This window comes from Dongia sp. (assembly GCF_041909655.1).
GTDB lineage: Bacteria > Pseudomonadota > Alphaproteobacteria > Dongiales > Dongiaceae > Dongia.
Genome location: NZ_JAYRDA010000002.1, coordinates 525,604 through 541,030, shown reverse-complemented (window position 1 = coordinate 541,030; position 15,427 = coordinate 525,604). Strand labels below are relative to the sequence as shown.

General features: G+C 65.0%; 16 protein-coding genes. 13 read left to right on the top strand and 3 right to left on the bottom strand.

Features of this window, described 5'->3' with window-relative positions:
- Nucleotides 1-104 precede the first annotated feature (104 nt).
- The 10 genes from ACE3PR_RS05625 to ACE3PR_RS05580 all read left to right on the top strand — a co-directional run bounded on the left by ACE3PR_RS05625 (nucleotide 105) and on the right by ACE3PR_RS05580 (nucleotide 10,817).
- Nucleotides 105-878 carry a heme ABC transporter permease gene (locus tag ACE3PR_RS05625; protein WP_374369084.1) on the top strand — a complete coding sequence of 258 codons (774 nt, stop codon included), beginning with the start codon at nucleotides 105-107 and terminating at the stop codon, nucleotides 876-878.
- Complete coding sequence (ccmD, locus tag ACE3PR_RS05620) at nucleotides 875-1,060, top strand: heme exporter protein CcmD (RefSeq protein ID WP_374369082.1); 186 nt, start codon at nucleotides 875-877, stop codon at nucleotides 1,058-1,060. The genes ACE3PR_RS05625 and ccmD overlap by 4 nt, the downstream gene beginning before the upstream one ends.
- Nucleotides 1,057-1,533 carry a cytochrome c maturation protein CcmE gene (ccmE, locus tag ACE3PR_RS05615; RefSeq protein ID WP_374369080.1) on the top strand — a complete coding sequence of 159 codons (477 nt, stop codon included), beginning with the start codon at nucleotides 1,057-1,059 and terminating at the stop codon, nucleotides 1,531-1,533. The genes ccmD and ccmE overlap by 4 nt, the downstream gene beginning before the upstream one ends.
- Nucleotides 1,530-3,506, top strand: a complete 1,977-nt coding sequence (locus ACE3PR_RS05610) for a heme lyase CcmF/NrfE family subunit (protein WP_374369078.1) — start codon at nucleotides 1,530-1,532, stop codon at nucleotides 3,504-3,506. The genes ccmE and ACE3PR_RS05610 overlap by 4 nt, the downstream gene beginning before the upstream one ends.
- 36 nt (nucleotides 3,507-3,542) lie before the next feature.
- On the top strand, nucleotides 3,543-4,079 hold the full coding sequence (locus tag ACE3PR_RS05605) for a DsbE family thiol:disulfide interchange protein (RefSeq protein WP_374369076.1): 537 nt from the start codon (nucleotides 3,543-3,545) through the stop codon (nucleotides 4,077-4,079).
- On the top strand, nucleotides 4,076-4,567 hold the full coding sequence (locus tag ACE3PR_RS05600; protein WP_374369074.1) for a cytochrome c-type biogenesis protein CcmH: 492 nt from the start codon (nucleotides 4,076-4,078) through the stop codon (nucleotides 4,565-4,567). Before ACE3PR_RS05605 ends, ACE3PR_RS05600 begins: the two co-directional genes overlap by 4 nt.
- On the top strand, nucleotides 4,564-5,910 hold the full coding sequence (gene ccmI, locus ACE3PR_RS05595; RefSeq protein ID WP_374369072.1) for a c-type cytochrome biogenesis protein CcmI: 1,347 nt from the start codon (nucleotides 4,564-4,566) through the stop codon (nucleotides 5,908-5,910). The genes ACE3PR_RS05600 and ccmI overlap by 4 nt, the downstream gene beginning before the upstream one ends.
- Before the next feature lie 199 nt (nucleotides 5,911-6,109).
- Nucleotides 6,110-8,938, top strand: coding sequence for a response regulator (locus tag ACE3PR_RS05590; RefSeq protein ID WP_374369071.1), 2,829 nt, complete (start codon nucleotides 6,110-6,112; stop codon nucleotides 8,936-8,938).
- 98 nt (nucleotides 8,939-9,036) lie between these two features.
- Nucleotides 9,037-9,840 (top strand): 3'(2'),5'-bisphosphate nucleotidase CysQ, encoded by an 804-nt coding sequence (cysQ, locus tag ACE3PR_RS05585; protein ID WP_374369069.1) that lies wholly within the window; start codon nucleotides 9,037-9,039, stop codon nucleotides 9,838-9,840.
- Nucleotides 9,841-9,854: 14 nt separating this feature from the next.
- Complete coding sequence (locus ACE3PR_RS05580; protein WP_374369066.1) at nucleotides 9,855-10,817, top strand: L-threonylcarbamoyladenylate synthase; 963 nt, start codon at nucleotides 9,855-9,857, stop codon at nucleotides 10,815-10,817.
- Between the two features lie 123 nt (nucleotides 10,818-10,940).
- On the opposite strand, the gene ACE3PR_RS05575 is transcribed toward ACE3PR_RS05580, so the two are convergent.
- Together ACE3PR_RS05575 and ACE3PR_RS05570 are read right to left on the bottom strand one after the other, a co-directional pair.
- Nucleotides 10,941-11,708 carry an MBL fold metallo-hydrolase gene (locus ACE3PR_RS05575; RefSeq protein WP_374369064.1) on the bottom strand — a complete coding sequence of 256 codons (768 nt, stop codon included), beginning with the start codon at nucleotides 11,706-11,708 and terminating at the stop codon, nucleotides 10,941-10,943.
- Nucleotides 11,709-11,713: 5 nt separating this feature from the next.
- A complete protein-coding gene (locus tag ACE3PR_RS05570; RefSeq protein ID WP_374369062.1) occupies nucleotides 11,714-12,529 on the bottom strand; it encodes an enoyl-CoA hydratase-related protein in 816 nt (271 codons plus the stop codon).
- A gap of 169 nt (nucleotides 12,530-12,698) precedes the next feature.
- Here ACE3PR_RS05570 and ACE3PR_RS05565 point away from each other — a divergent pair, with 169 nt between their 5' ends.
- The 3 genes from ACE3PR_RS05565 to ACE3PR_RS05555 are packed head-to-tail and all read left to right on the top strand — an operon-like array spanning nucleotide 12,699 to nucleotide 14,517.
- Nucleotides 12,699-13,076: a DUF423 domain-containing protein gene (locus ACE3PR_RS05565; RefSeq protein WP_374369060.1), complete on the top strand. Its 378-nt coding sequence runs from the start codon at nucleotides 12,699-12,701 to the stop codon at nucleotides 13,074-13,076.
- A gap of 11 nt (nucleotides 13,077-13,087) precedes the next feature.
- A complete protein-coding gene (locus ACE3PR_RS05560) occupies nucleotides 13,088-13,579 on the top strand; it encodes a hypothetical protein (RefSeq protein WP_374369058.1) in 492 nt (163 codons plus the stop codon).
- A gap of 11 nt (nucleotides 13,580-13,590) precedes the next feature.
- The gene (locus tag ACE3PR_RS05555) at nucleotides 13,591-14,517 is read left to right on the top strand and encodes a histone deacetylase family protein (RefSeq protein WP_374369328.1); all 927 of its coding nucleotides are present in this window, start codon (nucleotides 13,591-13,593) and stop codon (nucleotides 14,515-14,517) included.
- Nucleotides 14,518-14,545: 28 nt separating this feature from the next.
- Here the strand turns inward: ACE3PR_RS05555 and ACE3PR_RS05550 are convergent, their stop codons facing one another.
- A complete protein-coding gene (locus ACE3PR_RS05550; RefSeq protein WP_374369056.1) occupies nucleotides 14,546-15,187 on the bottom strand; it encodes a DUF2062 domain-containing protein in 642 nt (213 codons plus the stop codon).
- Nucleotides 15,188-15,427 lie beyond the last annotated feature (240 nt).

Genomic DNA, 15,427 nt, shown 5'->3' with positions numbered 1-15,427 from the left:
CCGGGGGGTGTCCGGGGGGGGGGGTCCCCGGGCGGGCCCCCCCGGGCGGGGGCCCCCCCCCGGGGGGGGGCCCCGGGGGGGGGGGGGGGGGTATAACCCTGCCCATGCACCGTTTCGCCAATCCGGGCCGCTTCCAGCGCCTCGCCACACGGTTACTTCCCTGGCTCAAGGGCTTGACAGCGTTAAGCTTTCTGGCCGGGCTCTATCTTGCGCTGTTGGGCTCGCCGCCCGATTACCAGCAGGGCGAGACCGTGCGCATCATGTACATCCATGTCCCCGCTGCCTGGATGGCGCTGTTTGCCTATCTGCTTCTGGGCCTCGCCAGCGCCAGCGCTCTCATCTGGCGCCACCCGCTGGCCGATGTGGGGGCCGAGGCGATTTCGCCCATCGGCGCCGCTTTCACCCTCATCGCTCTGGTCACCGGATCACTCTGGGGCAAGCCGATGTGGGGGACCTATTGGGTCTGGGATGCGCGCCTGACCTCGTTCCTGCTCCTGTTCTTCCTTTATCTCGGCCATATGGCGCTGCTGGGGGCTTTCGACGACCGCCAGCGCGGCCGCCGCTCGGCCGCGGTGCTGGCACTGGTCGGGCTCGTCAACCTGCCGATCATTAAATTTTCGGTCGATTGGTGGAACACCTTGCATCAGCCGGCCTCGGTGGCGCGCATGGACGGCCCCAGCATCGATCCCAGCATGTTGTGGCCGCTCTTCACCATGGCCGCCGCTTTCCATCTTTTCCTGCTGGTGACGGTGCTGGAACGCATGCGCACGCTGTTGCTGGAAGCAAGGCTGCGTGCGCAGCGTCAGGCAACGTTCGACGGCGTTAGATCCGATGAATCAGGTTTCGATCGTCACGGGCAGACGGAGCGTCGCGCATGACGGCGTTTCCGGATCTTGGCGCGTTCCTGGCGATGGGCGGCTATGGCGTCTATATCTGGCCGGCCTATGGCGCCGCCTTGCTGATCCTGGCAATCGTCTGGTGGGACGGTGCCCGCCGCCGCCGCCTGGTCGAGCGGCAATTGCAGGCCTTGGCCAATCAGAAGAGTAATCGCCCGTCATGAAGCGCAAAACATTGCGACTCTATCTGCTGGTGATCAGCCTGGCTCTTCTCGGCATCGCGACGGCATTGGTCCTCAATGCCTTCAACCGTGAACTGGTGTTCTTCTTCAGCCCCAGCGACATCGCCGCCGATCAGCCGGCAGCGGGCAAGACCATCCGCCTCGGCGGGCTGGTCGAAGTCGACAGCGTCACCAAGCTGGATGACGGCGCCACGGTCAGCTTTCGCGTCACGGATCTCACCAGTTCGCTGGATGTTGCCTATCGCGGCGTGCTTCCCGATCTCTTCCGCGAAGGGCAGGGTGTCGTGGTGCAAGGCGCCTTCAACGAAAGCGGCCGTTTCGTCGCCACCGAGGTCCTCGCCAAGCATGACGAGAATTATCTGCCGCCGGAAGTCGCCAAGGCCTTGAAGGAATCCGGCCGCTGGCAGGAAGGAGCCGCCGATGCCGCGACCGGCGGCGGAGGAACCAATCCATGATCATCGAACTCGGCCATTACGCTTTGGTCCTCGCCCTGGTGCTGGCGGTGGCGCAGGCCATTCTGCCGCTCATCGGTGCGCAGCGCGGCATCCGTGCCTGGATGGCGCTGGCCAAGCCTGCGGCGATCGGCCAGTTCGCCTTCCTGCTGCTGTCCTTCCTCGCTTTGGTCTATGCCTTCGTGGTGAGCGATTTTTCGGTCGCCGTCGTCTACATGCATTCGCATTCGGCGACACCCGTGATCTACAAGATCGCCGCCGCCTGGGGCCAGCATGAAGGCTCGCTCCTCCTCTGGGTGGTGATTCTCGCTTTCTTCGGTGCCTTGGTCGCGATCTTCGGCGACAACCTGCCGCCGCGCTTGAAGGCGCGCACGCTGGCCGTGCAGGCGATGATCGGTATCGCCTTTATCCTTTTCACCTTGCTGACCTCGAACCCGTTCGAACGCATCAATCCGGCACCGTTCGAGGGTGAGGAACTCAACCCGCTGCTGCAGGATCCCGGTCTCGCCTTCCATCCGCCGATGCTCTATGTCGGCTATGTCGGGTTTTCGATGGCCTTCTCCTTCGCGGTGGCGGCCCTCATCGAAGGCAAGATCGATGCTGCTTGGGCGCGCTGGGTGCGGCCCTGGACATTGCTTTCCTGGACCTGCTTGACCGGCGGCATCGCCCTGGGCGCGCGCTGGGCCTATTACGAGCTTGGCTGGGGCGGCTGGTGGTTCTGGGACCCGGTCGAGAATGCCAGCTTCATGCCCTGGCTGATGGGAACGGCACTGCTTCATTCGGCGATCGTGGTCGAGAAGCGCGACGCCCTGAAGGCCTGGACGCTGCTGCTCGCCATCCTCACCTTCGGCTTTTCGCTGCTGGGCACGTTCCTGGTGCGCTCGGGCGTCATCACCTCGGTCCATGCCTTCGCGCAGGATCCCGCACGCGGCGTTTTTATCCTCGGCATCCTGGCGCTGGCCCTGGGCGGCGCGCTCACCCTCTTTACCTGGCGGGCACCGATGCTGAAACCGGGCGGCATGTTCGCCCCGGTGAGCCGCGAGGCGGCATTGATGCTCAATAACCTCCTCATCGGCACGCTCACCTTCACGGTGCTGCTGGGGACCTTGTTGCCGCTGATCTTCGACGTCTTCGACGCCGGCGACGTTTCTGTCGGCCCACCTTATTTCAAATGGACCTTCATCCCGATCTCGCTGCCCCTCCTGATTCTGGCCGGGGTGGGGCCGCTTTTGGGCTGGAAGCGCGGCGATCTTCAGGGGGCGTTCCAGCGGTTGTGGGGGGCTGGGGCGCTTGCTCTGGCTGGCCTGGTCTTCGGCTTCTGGGTCGATTTCGGCAAGGAAATCCTGGCCGGCTTCGGCATCGCCGTGGGGCTGTGGCTGCTGGCCGCCACCTTTGTCGAATGGGCCGAGCGCATCCGCCTGTTCCGCACCGATCTGGCCGAAAGCTGGCGGCGCTTCACTCATCTGCCGCGCGCTGCCTATGGCATGAGCCTCGCTCATGCGGGTCTTGCCGTCACCATCATCGGCATCACCGGTTCGGCTGCGTGGAAGAGCGAGGAAGTGCGCCAGATGCGCCCCGGCGATACCGTCGTCATCGGCGATTTCAGCTATCGCCTGGAGAGGGTCAACGGCGTGCGCGGCGAGAATTACATCGCCGAGCAGGCTCATTTCGCCGTGCTGAAGGATGGCGAAATCTATACCAACCTCTATCCCGAGCGGCGCCAATACATGGTGCAGCCCATGCCGACCACGGAAGCGGCCATCGAATCGCATGTCTTCGGCGATCTCTACGCGGTAATCGGCGAGGGCGACGGCAAGGGCGCCTGGACTGTGCGCATCTATGAAGAGCCGCTGGTGCCCTGGATCTGGACCGGGTCCATATTGATGGTGCTGGGCGGCATCGTTTCGATGAGCGACCGGCGCTACCGCGTTGGCGCGCCCAACCGGCAGCCGGTTGCACAGCCGGCCAAGGCCTGACCACGAGCCAAGCGAAGCGGAGTTTCATTCCAAGTCATGCGGCGTCTGTTCTTCATCCTGCCCTTGCTGCTCGTGGCCGTTCTGGTTGCAGTCTTTTGGCGCGGCCTCGACCCGTCGCGCGATCCGGGGAGCCTCTCTTCGGCCCTCATCGGCAAGCCGGTGCCCGATTTCGCCCTCCCCGGATTGGGTCCGGATCAGCCGGGCCTCACCTCGGCCGATTTCAAGGGCGAGGTGACGGTGCTCAACTTCTTTGCGTCCTGGTGCGCGCCCTGCCGGGCCGAACATCCCTTGCTGGTGGAACTCGCCAAGAATCCGAAGATCCGCGTGGTCGGCATCACCTACAAGGACCGGCCGGCGGATTCGCAGCGTTTCCTGGCCGAACTGGGCAATCCCTTTGTCTGGATCGGCGCCGATGAAAGCGGGCGAACGGGAATCGATTTCGGCCTCACCGGCGTTCCGGAAACCTATATCATCGACCGCGCGGGCATCTTGCGCTATCGCCTGCCGCAGCCGATCGACCCCACGCGCCTCGCCGAGGAAATCCTGCCCCTGATCACGGAACTGACACAGTGATCGCGCCCAGCCATATCCGCCGGATGCTCCTCGCCTTTGCCGTGGCGATCCTGCTGGGCGGCGGTGCCGGGGCGATGGCGGCGGATACGCCGCTTTCCGATCCGGCACTGGAAACCCGCGCCCGCGCGCTGATGAAGGAAGTGCGCTGCGTGGTATGCCAATCGCAATCGATCGACGAATCGGATGCCGGCATTGCGGTCGATCTCCGCGGCCTCATCCGCGAGGAAATCGCCGCCGGCAAGAGCGACGATGACATCCGCGATTTCCTGGTCGCGCGCTATGGCGATTTCATCCTGTTCAAGCCGCCTTTCAAGACCGAGACGCTGGTGCTGTGGCTGGGACCGTTCGCCGTGCTGGTCGGCGGTTTCGGATTCGTGATCTGGTTCCTGCGCCGACGTCCCGCGGCGGGATCGCCGACGGCACTCGACCAGGAGGAAAGAAAGCGCGTGGCGCAGGCCCTCTCGCAGAACAATGGGAACGAGCCATGATCCTGATCTGGTTCATCCTGGGTATCATGACGCTGGCGACGGCGGTGCTGCTTGCCTTGCCGCTGTTCGATACGCGCAAATTCAAGAACGAGATCGTGTTCGCCTTGGAGGTGTATCGCGACCAGATCCAGGAACTCAACCGGGACGCGGCGGCCGGGCTTATCGCGCCGGATCAGGCCAAGCAGGCGCAGATCGAAATCGAGCGCCGCATCCTGGCACTCACCGAAAGCCCGCAATGGCAGCCGGCGCGCGCACCCTCGCATGGCATGCTGGTGACGGCCGCTGTCCTGCTGCCGCTGCTGGGCTTCGGTCTTTACCTGTGGCTGGGCGAGCCGGGCCTGCCGGGTCAGCCTTTCGCGCATGAAGCCAATGCCATCGTGACCAGCCCGGAAATCGCGCGGCTGCAGGATGCGGTCGCCGAGCGGCCGAATGATGCGGCGGCCTGGGTGGCGCTGGCGGCCGGGTATGGCGCGGCCGGCCAGCCGACCGATTCCGCCACCGCCTATGGCAAGGCCGTGGCTCTGGGCGCCAACGATTCAGATACGCTCGCGGCCTATGGTCAGGCCTTGCTGATGGCCAGCGGCGGCGAGATGACGGAACCCGCGAATGCCGCCTTCCGCCGCGCCCTCGCGGCTGATCCCAGCAATCCCATTGCGCGCTTCTTCCTGGCTCTCGGCCGCGCCCAGGCCGGCGATGTCGAAGGGGCGCTCGCGGATTGGATGGCGCTGGCAGCCGAGACGCCCGCGGATGCGCCATGGCGGGCGATGCTCGACAATCATATCGCCAAGGCGACGCAGCGTCTGGGCCGTGCGCCGGTGCCAAGCCCGGGGGCCGAAGATGCGCCGGCTGCTGGGCCGAGTGCCGCTGAAATCGCCGCGGCGGAATCCATGTCGCCGGCCGAGCGCGAGGAATTCGTCAACGCGATGGTGACGCGTCTGGCCGAGCGGCTGCAGGCGGCGCCGGAGGATCTCGAAGGCTGGATCCGCCTGGCGCGTGCCTATCAGGTTCTGGAACGCGGCGACGATGCCCGTGCCGCCTGGGGGAAGGCCGCTGCGCTGGCGCCGGCGCGGCTCGACATCCAGCTCGATTATGCCGATGCGATCATCGCCGGCCGCAACGACATCGATCGCTATCTGCCGCCCGAATTCATCGAAGCGGTCAAGCGTGCGCGCACGCTCGATCCCAAGAATCCGCTGGGCCTCTATTATGGCGGCCTCGTTGCCCGTGTCGCGGGTGACCGGGCGGAAGCGCAGCGTCTATGGCAGCAGGTGCTCGATCAATTGCCGGCCGAGTCGCCACAACGCGCCATTCTGCAAAAAGAACTTGAATCGCTGCTGCCCTAGCGGCTGGCGACGCGGCAATGCGGTGCCGCATTTTCCGCATCTTTTGATGAGGTTATGCCCAAGCGGGAACGAATCTGCTTAACCATTGCTTCACCATATTGACCCAAAATGCCGGATTGCATGCGGCTGAGGGCACCGGCCGCGCATTCGGCGCCGAGGTACGGATTTGGCAGCGAGCAACACGGGCATCACGCGGTCGGTGAAGATCTCAGCAGTGGCGTCGATCCGCGCCCGTGCCTGGGCCTGGGGCATCGGCATCAGCCTGATCGGCATTCTTTTTGCCGCCATCGCTGCCCAATTGCTGCATCGCCAAGTGGAAGATGCCGCTCTGCAACGCTTCAATCTGGTGGTCGACCGTTTTGAAAAGCGGCTTGCGGATCGCTTCCGTTCGTTCGAATTGGTGGTGTCGATGGCCAAGGGCATGGCAACCCTCGGCAACGATCTCAGTCCGGCCGATTGGCAGCGCATGGTCCTCGGCCTCAACTGGCGCGAAATGGATGGGGCCTTGGGCCTGGGTTATGTCGAACGGGTTCGGCGCGGGGATCTGGCCGCCTTTATCGGCAAGGCCAAGCTGCTCGGCAGCGACGACTTCATGGTAAAGGTGCTGGGACCGGGGAAGCCCGACGAACTTTATCTGCTGCGCCTCAGCGAACCGGCCGCGACCACGCGCGCCGCGATCGGTCTGGATCTTGCCAGCGACCCTCATCGCCGCAAGGTGCTCGAATGGGCGATGCTCAGCAACGCGGTTGCCATGAGCGGCGTCATCTCAGACGTGGTGAACGAAAAGAGCCGCATCGGCATGCTGCTGGTGGCGCCGGTCTATCATCGCGATAGCGAGCCCTTGACGATCGACGAGCGAAGGAGCGCGCTCAAGGGCTGGATCGCGATGCCGATCAGCGTCAGCGGCATGGCTGAGGCCGCGTTGCAGGACATTGGCAACGAACTCAGCGTCGTGATCTATCTGGGCGCCACGGCACAGGATGCGCGCCTGGTCTATGGCAGCCATGCCGACGGCGAAGCAAGTTCCACACCGGCCGCTCGCAGCCTGGCGAGATCTCATACCATGATTCTGGCCGGACAGAGCCTGACCGTCGAATATCGTGCCACTAGCGGCGCCGGCGGATCGACGGATCTCGTCCCGGTCATGGTGATGCTCGGCGGTTCGGTGATCTCGATCCTGATCGGCGCCGGGCTGTGGTTCATGGTGGCGGCGCGCTACCGCGCCGAAGCCCTGGCACGTTCGATGACCCGGGATCTGCGCAGCGCAAAGGAACAGGCCGAGCAGGCATCGATGGCCAAGACCCAGTTTCTTGCCATGATGAGTCACGAAATCCGCACGCCGATGAATGGCGTGCTCGGCATGGCCGGCCTCTTGTCCGACACCAAGCTCGATCAGCGCCAGCATCACTATGTCGATGTGCTGCAGCAATCCGGCGAGGCGCTGCTCGCCATCATCAACGACATTCTCGATTTCGCCAAGGCCGAGACCGGCAAGCTGGAAATGGAGCAGATCGATTTCGATCTGGTGGCCGAGATCGAGGCGGTGCTGGAACTGGCGGTGAGCCGCGCTCATACCAAGGGCATCGAGCTTGCCTGCTTCGTGGCCCCCGATGTGCCGGTTCGGCTCAGCGGCGATCCCGGCCGCTTGCGTCAGGTGCTGCTCAATCTTTTCAGCAATGCCGTCAAATTCACTGAAGAAGGGGGTGTCAGCCTGATCGTGGAATCGGCGCGCGACGACGAGGCTGGTTGCAAGCTGCGCTTTGCCGTGCGCGATACCGGCATCGGCATCCCGGTCGAGGCGCAAAACCGCCTGTTCCATCAGTTCAGCCAGGTGGATGCGTCGACCACGCGCCGCTTCGGCGGGACCGGATTGGGGCTGGCCATCTGCAAGCAATTGGTCGAACTGATGCACGGCCAGATCGGGGTCGATTCCCGCACGGGTGCCCGCGCCGGTTCGACCTTCTGGTTCACTGCGGAATTCGGTCATGCCAAGGGCAGCGCCCCGCTCGGCGCCACCACACCGGATATCAAGCAGATCTCCGCCGCCTTCGCCGGTCGCCTGATCCTCATCGTCGACGACAACCAGGTCAATCGCGAGATATTCGAACGTTACGTCGCCAGCATCGGTGCGCGCGCCATCAGCGCCAGCGAGCCGGAACTGATTCTCGACGAGCTTGCCGGGCATCCGCCGGAAGAACCGATCGCGCTCGCCATTATCGACCAGGTGATGCCGAACATGTCCGGGGTCGATTTCGCCCGGCGTCTGCGAGCGCTGAGGCGCGTGACTGTCGAGAATATCGTGTTGTCGTCCTCGGCGCTGTTCATCGACCAGAACGACATGCTCGACAATATCGATGCGCAACTGCCAAAGCCGGTGCGGCGCTCGAGCTTCCTCTCCTGCCTCGCCGGTCTGCTGAACCAGGACGCGCGCCCGCCGCTGGGCCATGCGGGGCATGCCGGGCCCGCGGTTTTTGCCGATGGCGCCAGCCTGCGCATTCTTCTCGCGGAGGACAACCAGGTCAATCAGATGCTGGTGACGGCAATTCTCGCCCGGGCCGGCGCGCGCGCCGATGTCGCCGGCAATGGATTGGAAGCGCTGGAAGCCGTGCGCAGCCGATCCTACGACATCATCCTCATGGACATGCGGATGCCGGAACTGGATGGCCTTTCCGCCACCCGCCGCATCCGCGAATTGGGCGGTGCCGCGGCGCAGATCCCGATCATTGCCCTTACCGCCAATGCCAGCCAGGAGGATCGGCGCCTGTGCCTCGAAGCCGGCATGAACGATTTCATGCCCAAGCCGATCGACGCCAATGACCTCATCCAGAAAATCAGTCTCCACGCCAAGGCGGCCCTGATCAGCGGCGACGCCGCCAAGACGAGTGCCGCCGCCCATGAAGCGGCACCCGCCATAGCACCTCTGTCCCTGGAACAGCAGGGGGCGCTCGAAGACTTGCTGACGTCGCTGGAAAACGCGACGGCGGATGATCCCACGCCTGCCCCGCAGCCGGGTTTCAGGGCGTCCTGAGGCCCCGAATCCGACGTTTGGCCGTGGCATTACCGCGGTAAACAGGCTAGGAAAGCCCGGTCCGGCACCAGGCGTGCCCTTTGGAATTGCGGTTCGGGATGCCACAATCAGAGACATCTTCCTCGAAGACCATGTCCGCCGATGCCAAGCTGCGCGACGGATTGATCGCCGCCGCGCGAGATGCGGGCCAGGCGATCATGCAGATCTATGCCGGCGATTTCGCGGCATCGCGCAAGGCCGATCATTCGCCGGTGACCGAGGCCGATGTGGCGGCAGAGAAGATCATCCTCCGCGCCCTCGCCGATCTCGCCCCGGGCGTGCCGGTCGTGGCCGAGGAACAATCGGCGGCGGATGGCCTGCCGCCTACCATCGGCCGGCGTTTCTTCCTGGTCGACCCGTTGGACGGTACCAAGGAATTCATTGCCCGCAATGGCGAGTTCACGGTCAATATCGCGCTCGTCGAGGACGGAATCCCGGTGCTGGGCATCGTCTATCTGCCGGCGCGGGACGAGATGTATATGGGCCAGGTGGGGCTCGGCGCGTTGCGCAGCCATGGCAGCGTTGTCCTGGAGCCGATCGCTGCACGGCGCGTGCCGGCGGCGGGCGCCGTCATGACCATCAGCCGCTCGCATGCGGCTAAGGAATTGGTCAAGGCAGAGAGCTTCGGGGAGCATATCGCGGCCACGCTGGTGGCTGGGTCCTCGCTGAAATTCTGCCGTCTCGCGGAAGGCGTGGCCGATATCTATCCGCGCTTTGGCCCCACCATGGAATGGGATACGGCGGCGGGGCATGCCGTGCTGCTGGCGGCGGGTGGCCGTGTCGATACGCTGGACGGCGTGCCTTTGCGTTACGGCAAGCCGGGTTTCCGGAACACTCCCTTCATCGCCCGCGGCATCCGCTGAAGGGGGCGCACGCGATGAGCAGGATCGTTCCCGCCGATAGCAAACACATAGCCCTGGCGGCGAAGTCCATCGCCGCGGGCGATCTCGTCGCCTTTCCGACCGAGACCGTCTATGGCCTGGGCGGCGATGCGGAAAACGACCAGGCGGTTGCGAAGATCTACGCGGCCAAGGGGCGGCCCAGTTTCAACCCGCTGATCGTGCATGTGGCGAGCCTCGATGCCGCGGCGGCGTATGCCGCTCTCTCGCCCGCCGCGATGATTTTGGCGCAGCGCTTCTGGCCGGGGCCCCTCACGCTAGTTCTGCCGCGCCTGGCTTCCTGCCGGCTCTCGCTGCTGGTGAGTGCCGGGATGGATTCGGTGGCGCTGCGCATTCCGGCGCATCCGGTGGCGCAGGCTTTGCTGCAAGAGAGCGGCCGGCCGCTGGCCGGTCCCAGCGCCAATCCGTCGGGGCGCATCTCGCCCACCAGCGCGGCGCATGTGGCAGAGGGCTTGGGCGACAAGGTTGCAATGATCCTCGATGGCGGACCCTGCCGCATCGGTCTTGAATCCACCGTCGTCTCGCTGCTCGAAGAAGTCCCGCAGATTTTACGGCCGGGCGGAATCAGCCTGGAAGAGATTGCCGCGGCACTCGGCCGCCCGGTCACCATGGCCGCGCAAGTCGGCGATGTGGCGGAAGGGCTTCATGGCCCGGGGCGCCTTCTCAGTCATTACGCGCCGGCTTGCGCGGTGCGCCTGAATGCCACGGAGGTCGCCCCCGGCGAGGCGCTGCTGGCTTTTGGACCGCATGCGCCTCATGCCGCGGTGTCGCGCAATCTCAGCCCCACGGGCGATCTGACCGAGGCGGCGGCTAATCTCTTTGCCATGCTGCGCGACCTCGACCGGCCCGGCATCGGCGGTATCGCCGTGATGCCGATTCCTGAAACCGGCCTTGGCATCGCCATCAACGACCGCCTGCGCCGCGCCGCGGCACCGCGGTGATCTCCTTCTATCTGTCATGGTCCGCGTAGGCGGACCATCCATGAGTTTGTCGGCAATTGAAGAAAGAAACTCGTGGATCCCCCGCCTTCGCGGGGGATGACAAATTGACTGTATCCCGTGATGTCAGGCCCGTTGCGCCAGATAGGCGTCGCAGAGTTCGACAAGACGTTCACGTCCGAAACTGGGATCATGCCCCGCATGGACCACATTGACCGGCAGTTCGCGCAGGCGCTTCATCGTGCGCACATAGGCGGGAATGTCGGAATGATCGAGTTCGTCCAGAAGCGGCCCGTCATAGAGTGCGTCGCCGGAGAAAAGCGTGCCGCTCGCCGCCTCCCACAACCCCATCGAGCCCGGCGAGTGGCCGGGAAGATGCAGGATCTCGAAGCGGCGATTGCCGATGTCGACAACATCCCCATCCTCGACGATCTCGGTCACCCGCGCCGGGTGAATCCTGTAGCTCCTGAGATCGTAGCCGGGATGCGGCAGCGCAGTGATAAGGTCGCTGTCGATCTCATAGCCGGCGACACGGATCTTGATGAGCTCGTCCTGCGAGAAGTCGGCGTATAGCAGGGTACCGGCCTCGCTCGGCCGGGCGAGATTATCGGCCTCGGCGGCATGGACCAGAGTGTGCTCGAATTCGTGATGGCTGCCGATATGGTCGGCATGGGTATGCGTTGCCACCGCCGTCACCGCCTTGCCGAAAAGTGTCTTCGCGGCCTCGGTGAGGCTGGCGATGCCCATGCCGGTATCGATCACGAGGTCGCGCGTGCTGCCGCGCACATGCCAGATGTTGCAACGCATGAGCGGGATGACATGCGGTTCCCACAGCAGCGTGATGTCGTCGTCGATCCTGCGGGTTTCGAACCAGCGCTCGGCGATCGGGATCATGCCGCTTAAAGACCTTTGAAGCGGGGCGCGCGTTTGCCGAGGAAGGCCGCGAGGCCTTCCGCGAAATCCTCGGTATCGGCGGCCTGGGATTGCAGTTCCGCCTCCAGCGCCAATTGCTGCTCCAGGGAATTATGGTCGCCGGCATGGAAGGCCTGTTTCATCAAGGCCAATGCCTTGGTTGGGCCGCTGGCGAGGCGCTGTGCGAGGGCACCGATCTCCGCCGCGAAATCGGCATCCGGCACCGCACGGTAGATGAGGCCCAGTTGCACGGCCTCGGCGGCCGCGATCTTCTCGCCCAGCATGGACATGGCCTTGGCGCGGGCGGGACCGAGCAGGCGCTGCAAGTGATGCGTCCCGCCGGCATCGGGGATGAGGCCGATCCGCGCGAAGGCGAGGTCGAAGGCGGCGCTCTCGACTGCGACGACGATGTCGCAGGCGAGCGCCAGGCTAACGCCGGCACCGGCGGCGATGCCGTTGACGGCGGCGATCACCGGCAGATCGAGGCTGTTGATCTGGCGGATGACGGGATTGTAATAGCGCTCGACCGTGTTGCGGCAGGCGCGGCCATCCTCGACGGCGCCTTTATCGGTAAGATCCTGGCCGGCGGAGAATGCGCGTCCTGCGCCGGTGATGACGAGGACCCGTGCCTCGCGGTCGGCGGCGATATCGGCGAGAGCGTCCGACATGGCGCTCAGCATGTTGCGGGTGAAGGCGTTGAGGCGCTGCGGCCGGTTGAGTGTCAGGCGATAGATACCACCCGCCGCGCTCAGGTCGATGTCACCATTCGGGGGATTGCTGTTCGCTGCTGCCGGTTCGCTCACGCTGCTGCTCTCTTTTTTCGTGTGGGCACGTCAATCCAAAATCGGGCGTTTCGCCGCATCCCGTCGATGATGCCACAAACCCTTCCCCATGCGATAGTGACGGGATGAGCGTTGCCGGAATCGGTAATAAATCTGCATCGGTGACAAATCTGCAATTGGGAGCGGCGGCATGCGCAAATGGCTGATCGGTGCCGGGATCCAAGGTGCCATGGCGGTGGGCTTTGGTGCCTGGGCGGCCCATGGCGCGGAACAGGTGTTGGAACCGCATGCCATTGACTGGGTGAAGACGGGCAGTTCCTATCAGCTCTGGCATGCCATTGCCCTGCTCGGCATTGCCGCTTTGGCGACCAGATTCCCGAGCCGGCGCCTGGCCCTGGCCGGCCTTGCGTTCTGTTTTGGCGCACTGGCTTTTTCATGTAGTCTTTATGGCCTGGCTTTGGGTGGCCCGTTCTGGCTGGTCTATGTGACGCCCTTTGGCGGCAGCCTGCTGATCCTCGGCTGGATCGCGGTGCTCGCGGCCGGATTTGGCAATCTGCCGGCTCGGTAGTGATGCGAAGGATGACGATGCGACGTGCGATGGCGGCCCTTCTCGGTTTTATCTCTTTGGCGGACGCCGCTGCGGCGCAGATGGCGTCATCCGAAGCGGCGCGCCTGGACGGGATCTGGCAGGTGGCGGAAGTGATCGCCCTTGCCGATCCGGCGCGGGCCGAGGCCGCGCAAGCAGGCCGCCTGCTGCAATTGGGCCCGCAAGCGCTGATCGCCCTCGATGGTGCCGGTTGTGCCGGTCCAACGCTGGAGCCGCTCGCCGCCGCATTGCAGCGCGCTGGCGAGGAGGTCGCTGCCTGGCTCACGACGATGGACGCCGCCGGCATCAGCGGTGCGGATCAATCCGGCATCGTCGGCTTCTGCCTCGGCGATCTCTTTGCCATCTACGTGCCTCAGGAAGACGGCTCGATGCTGGCCGCGGACCGGGTGGCGCTCTATCGCCTGCAGCGCCTCGGCAGCGGTGCGGCGGGAAGCGGTGCGGCGGGAAGCGGGGCCACGCCATGACCACGAACAATCTGGCGACGGCGCTCTATACCCATCAGGCCTGTCTCGAACACGATACCGGGCCGGGCCATCCCGAGCGCATCCAGCGCCTGAGCGCCATTCTGCGGCTGCTGGACGACCCGCTTTTCGGCGCGCTCATCCGCCGGGATGCGCCGCAGGCGACCCGGGTGCAATTGGAACGCGTCCACACCCATGCCTATGTCGACGAGGTCTTCGCGGCGGTCCCGGACATGGGCCGCGCCGAGCTCGATGGCGATACCGTGCTTTCGCCCGGCTCCGGCGAGGCGGCCTTGCGCGCGGCCGGGGCGGTCGCGGCGGCGGTGCAGGCGGTTATGGCGGGCGAAATCAAGAACGCCTTCTGCGCCGTGCGGCCGCCGGGACATCACGCCGAGCGCGATCTCGCCATGGGCTTCTGCATCTTCAACAACGTGGCCGTGGGTGCTGCCGAGGCCATCGCCGCCTGCGGTCTCGAGCGCGTGGCGATCGTCGATTTCGACGTCCATCACGGTAACGGCACGCAGCATATCTTTGCCGCCGATCCGCGCGTGCTTTATGTCTCGACCCATCAATCGCCGCTTTATCCCGGCACCGGCGCGCGGCACGAAAAGGGCGTCGGCAATATCTGCAACGCGCCGCTCGCCCCCTATGCGGGGTCGGCGGAGTTCCGCGATGCGGTGGAGGAGATCGTGCTGCCGGCGATCGAGCGGTTTCGTCCGGAATTTCTGCTGATCTCGGCGGGCTTTGACGGGCACCGTGCCGATCCGCTGGCGGCGCTGGAATTGGAGACCGAGGATTTCGCCTGGGTCACCGAACAGCTTTGCGCGCTGGCAGCCAGCGTTTGCGGCGGCCGTGTCGTCTCGACGCTGGAGGGCGGCTACGATCTCAATGCGCTGGCGGAATCCGCAGCGGCGCATGTGGTGGCCTTGCAGCAGGCCTAGCAGGCTCTGATATCAGGTGCCTTCGGTATCAGGCCTGGGCGGCGTTTTCGGCCAATTGGCGGCGCCGGCGCGCCATGCGTTTCTCCCGCATCGCGCGGTAGGCGAGGACGACCCGCAGGCTCCAGCGATAGCCGAGCCAGCCGCACAGAATCGCCCAGGGCACGAAACCCACCCACATGGCGAGCGCCCAATCCAGGAACAGCATCTCGAACAGCATCTTGGTTTGATCCCATAGGCCGAGTTCGTCCGAGATGAGATCGCGCGCGAAACTGGTGAAGCGGTCGAAGCCGGTGAGGTCGTCCCAGTTTCCCATCATCACCTGGCCGGTGACGTAGAAGCCGTAGAACATCGGTGCTGTGGTGAGCGGATTGCTGACGAAGGTCCAGAGCGCGGCGACGACCACGTTGAAGCCCCAGTTGAAGCGCCGCGCCACCAGCCAGACCGCGAGCACGACCGAGGATTGCCCCAGGATCGGCATCAGGCCGCAGACGACTCCCACCAACACCGCGCGGGCGCTGTATTCCGCCGGGTGGCGGGCACGCAGCATGGGGGTGACGAGGCGGTAGCGGATATACCGGTTGGCGCGTCGGAAAAGGCCCGCGGGGCGGGGTTGACCATTGCCGTTGCGGCGGCCGGAAGGGGTGGCTGTGTTCTGGGTTTCGATCGTCATTCTATCGGTCTGGCTGCCCTCAAGGGCGCATTTGGCGACATTGCAGTGCAAAATGCAATCATCGACCAAAGTCGCAGGCGATTCGCCGGGCGCTGCATGACAAGTAATTGAAACAAGGCGATTTCCTTCTATTGTCGCGGGCTCGCGCGGTCAGTAGAATGCGCTCCATCGGTGCCGCGCGGCCGTCTTGCGACACATGGCCGCGCCGGCACCGTTTTGCTATTAAACGAACGGTGCGGC

Bases quoted from the DNA above. Each gene is read 5' to 3' on its own strand.
- ACE3PR_RS05575 (WP_374369064.1), bottom strand. From the start codon at position 11,708: ATGATCCCGATCGCCGAGCGCTGGTTCGAAACCCGCAGGATCGACGAC.
- ACE3PR_RS05605 (WP_374369076.1), top strand. From the start codon at position 3,543: ATGCGGCGTCTGTTCTTCATCCTGCCCTTGCTGCTCGTGGCCGTTCTG.
- ACE3PR_RS05625 (WP_374369084.1), top strand. From the start codon at position 105: ATGCACCGTTTCGCCAATCCGGGCCGCTTCCAGCGCCTCGCCACACGG.
- ACE3PR_RS05560 (WP_374369058.1), top strand. From the start codon at position 13,088: ATGACGATGCGACGTGCGATGGCGGCCCTTCTCGGTTTTATCTCTTTG.
- cysQ (WP_374369069.1), top strand. From the start codon at position 9,037: ATGCCACAATCAGAGACATCTTCCTCGAAGACCATGTCCGCCGATGCC.
- ACE3PR_RS05610 (WP_374369078.1), top strand. From the start codon at position 1,530: ATGATCATCGAACTCGGCCATTACGCTTTGGTCCTCGCCCTGGTGCTG.
- ACE3PR_RS05550 (WP_374369056.1), bottom strand. From the start codon at position 15,187: ATGACGATCGAAACCCAGAACACAGCCACCCCTTCCGGCCGCCGCAAC.
- ACE3PR_RS05580 (WP_374369066.1), top strand. From the start codon at position 9,855: ATGAGCAGGATCGTTCCCGCCGATAGCAAACACATAGCCCTGGCGGCG.
- ACE3PR_RS05565 (WP_374369060.1), top strand. From the start codon at position 12,699: ATGCGCAAATGGCTGATCGGTGCCGGGATCCAAGGTGCCATGGCGGTG.
- ccmI (WP_374369072.1), top strand. From the start codon at position 4,564: ATGATCCTGATCTGGTTCATCCTGGGTATCATGACGCTGGCGACGGCG.
- ccmD (WP_374369082.1), top strand. From the start codon at position 875: ATGACGGCGTTTCCGGATCTTGGCGCGTTCCTGGCGATGGGCGGCTAT.
- ccmE (WP_374369080.1), top strand. From the start codon at position 1,057: ATGAAGCGCAAAACATTGCGACTCTATCTGCTGGTGATCAGCCTGGCT.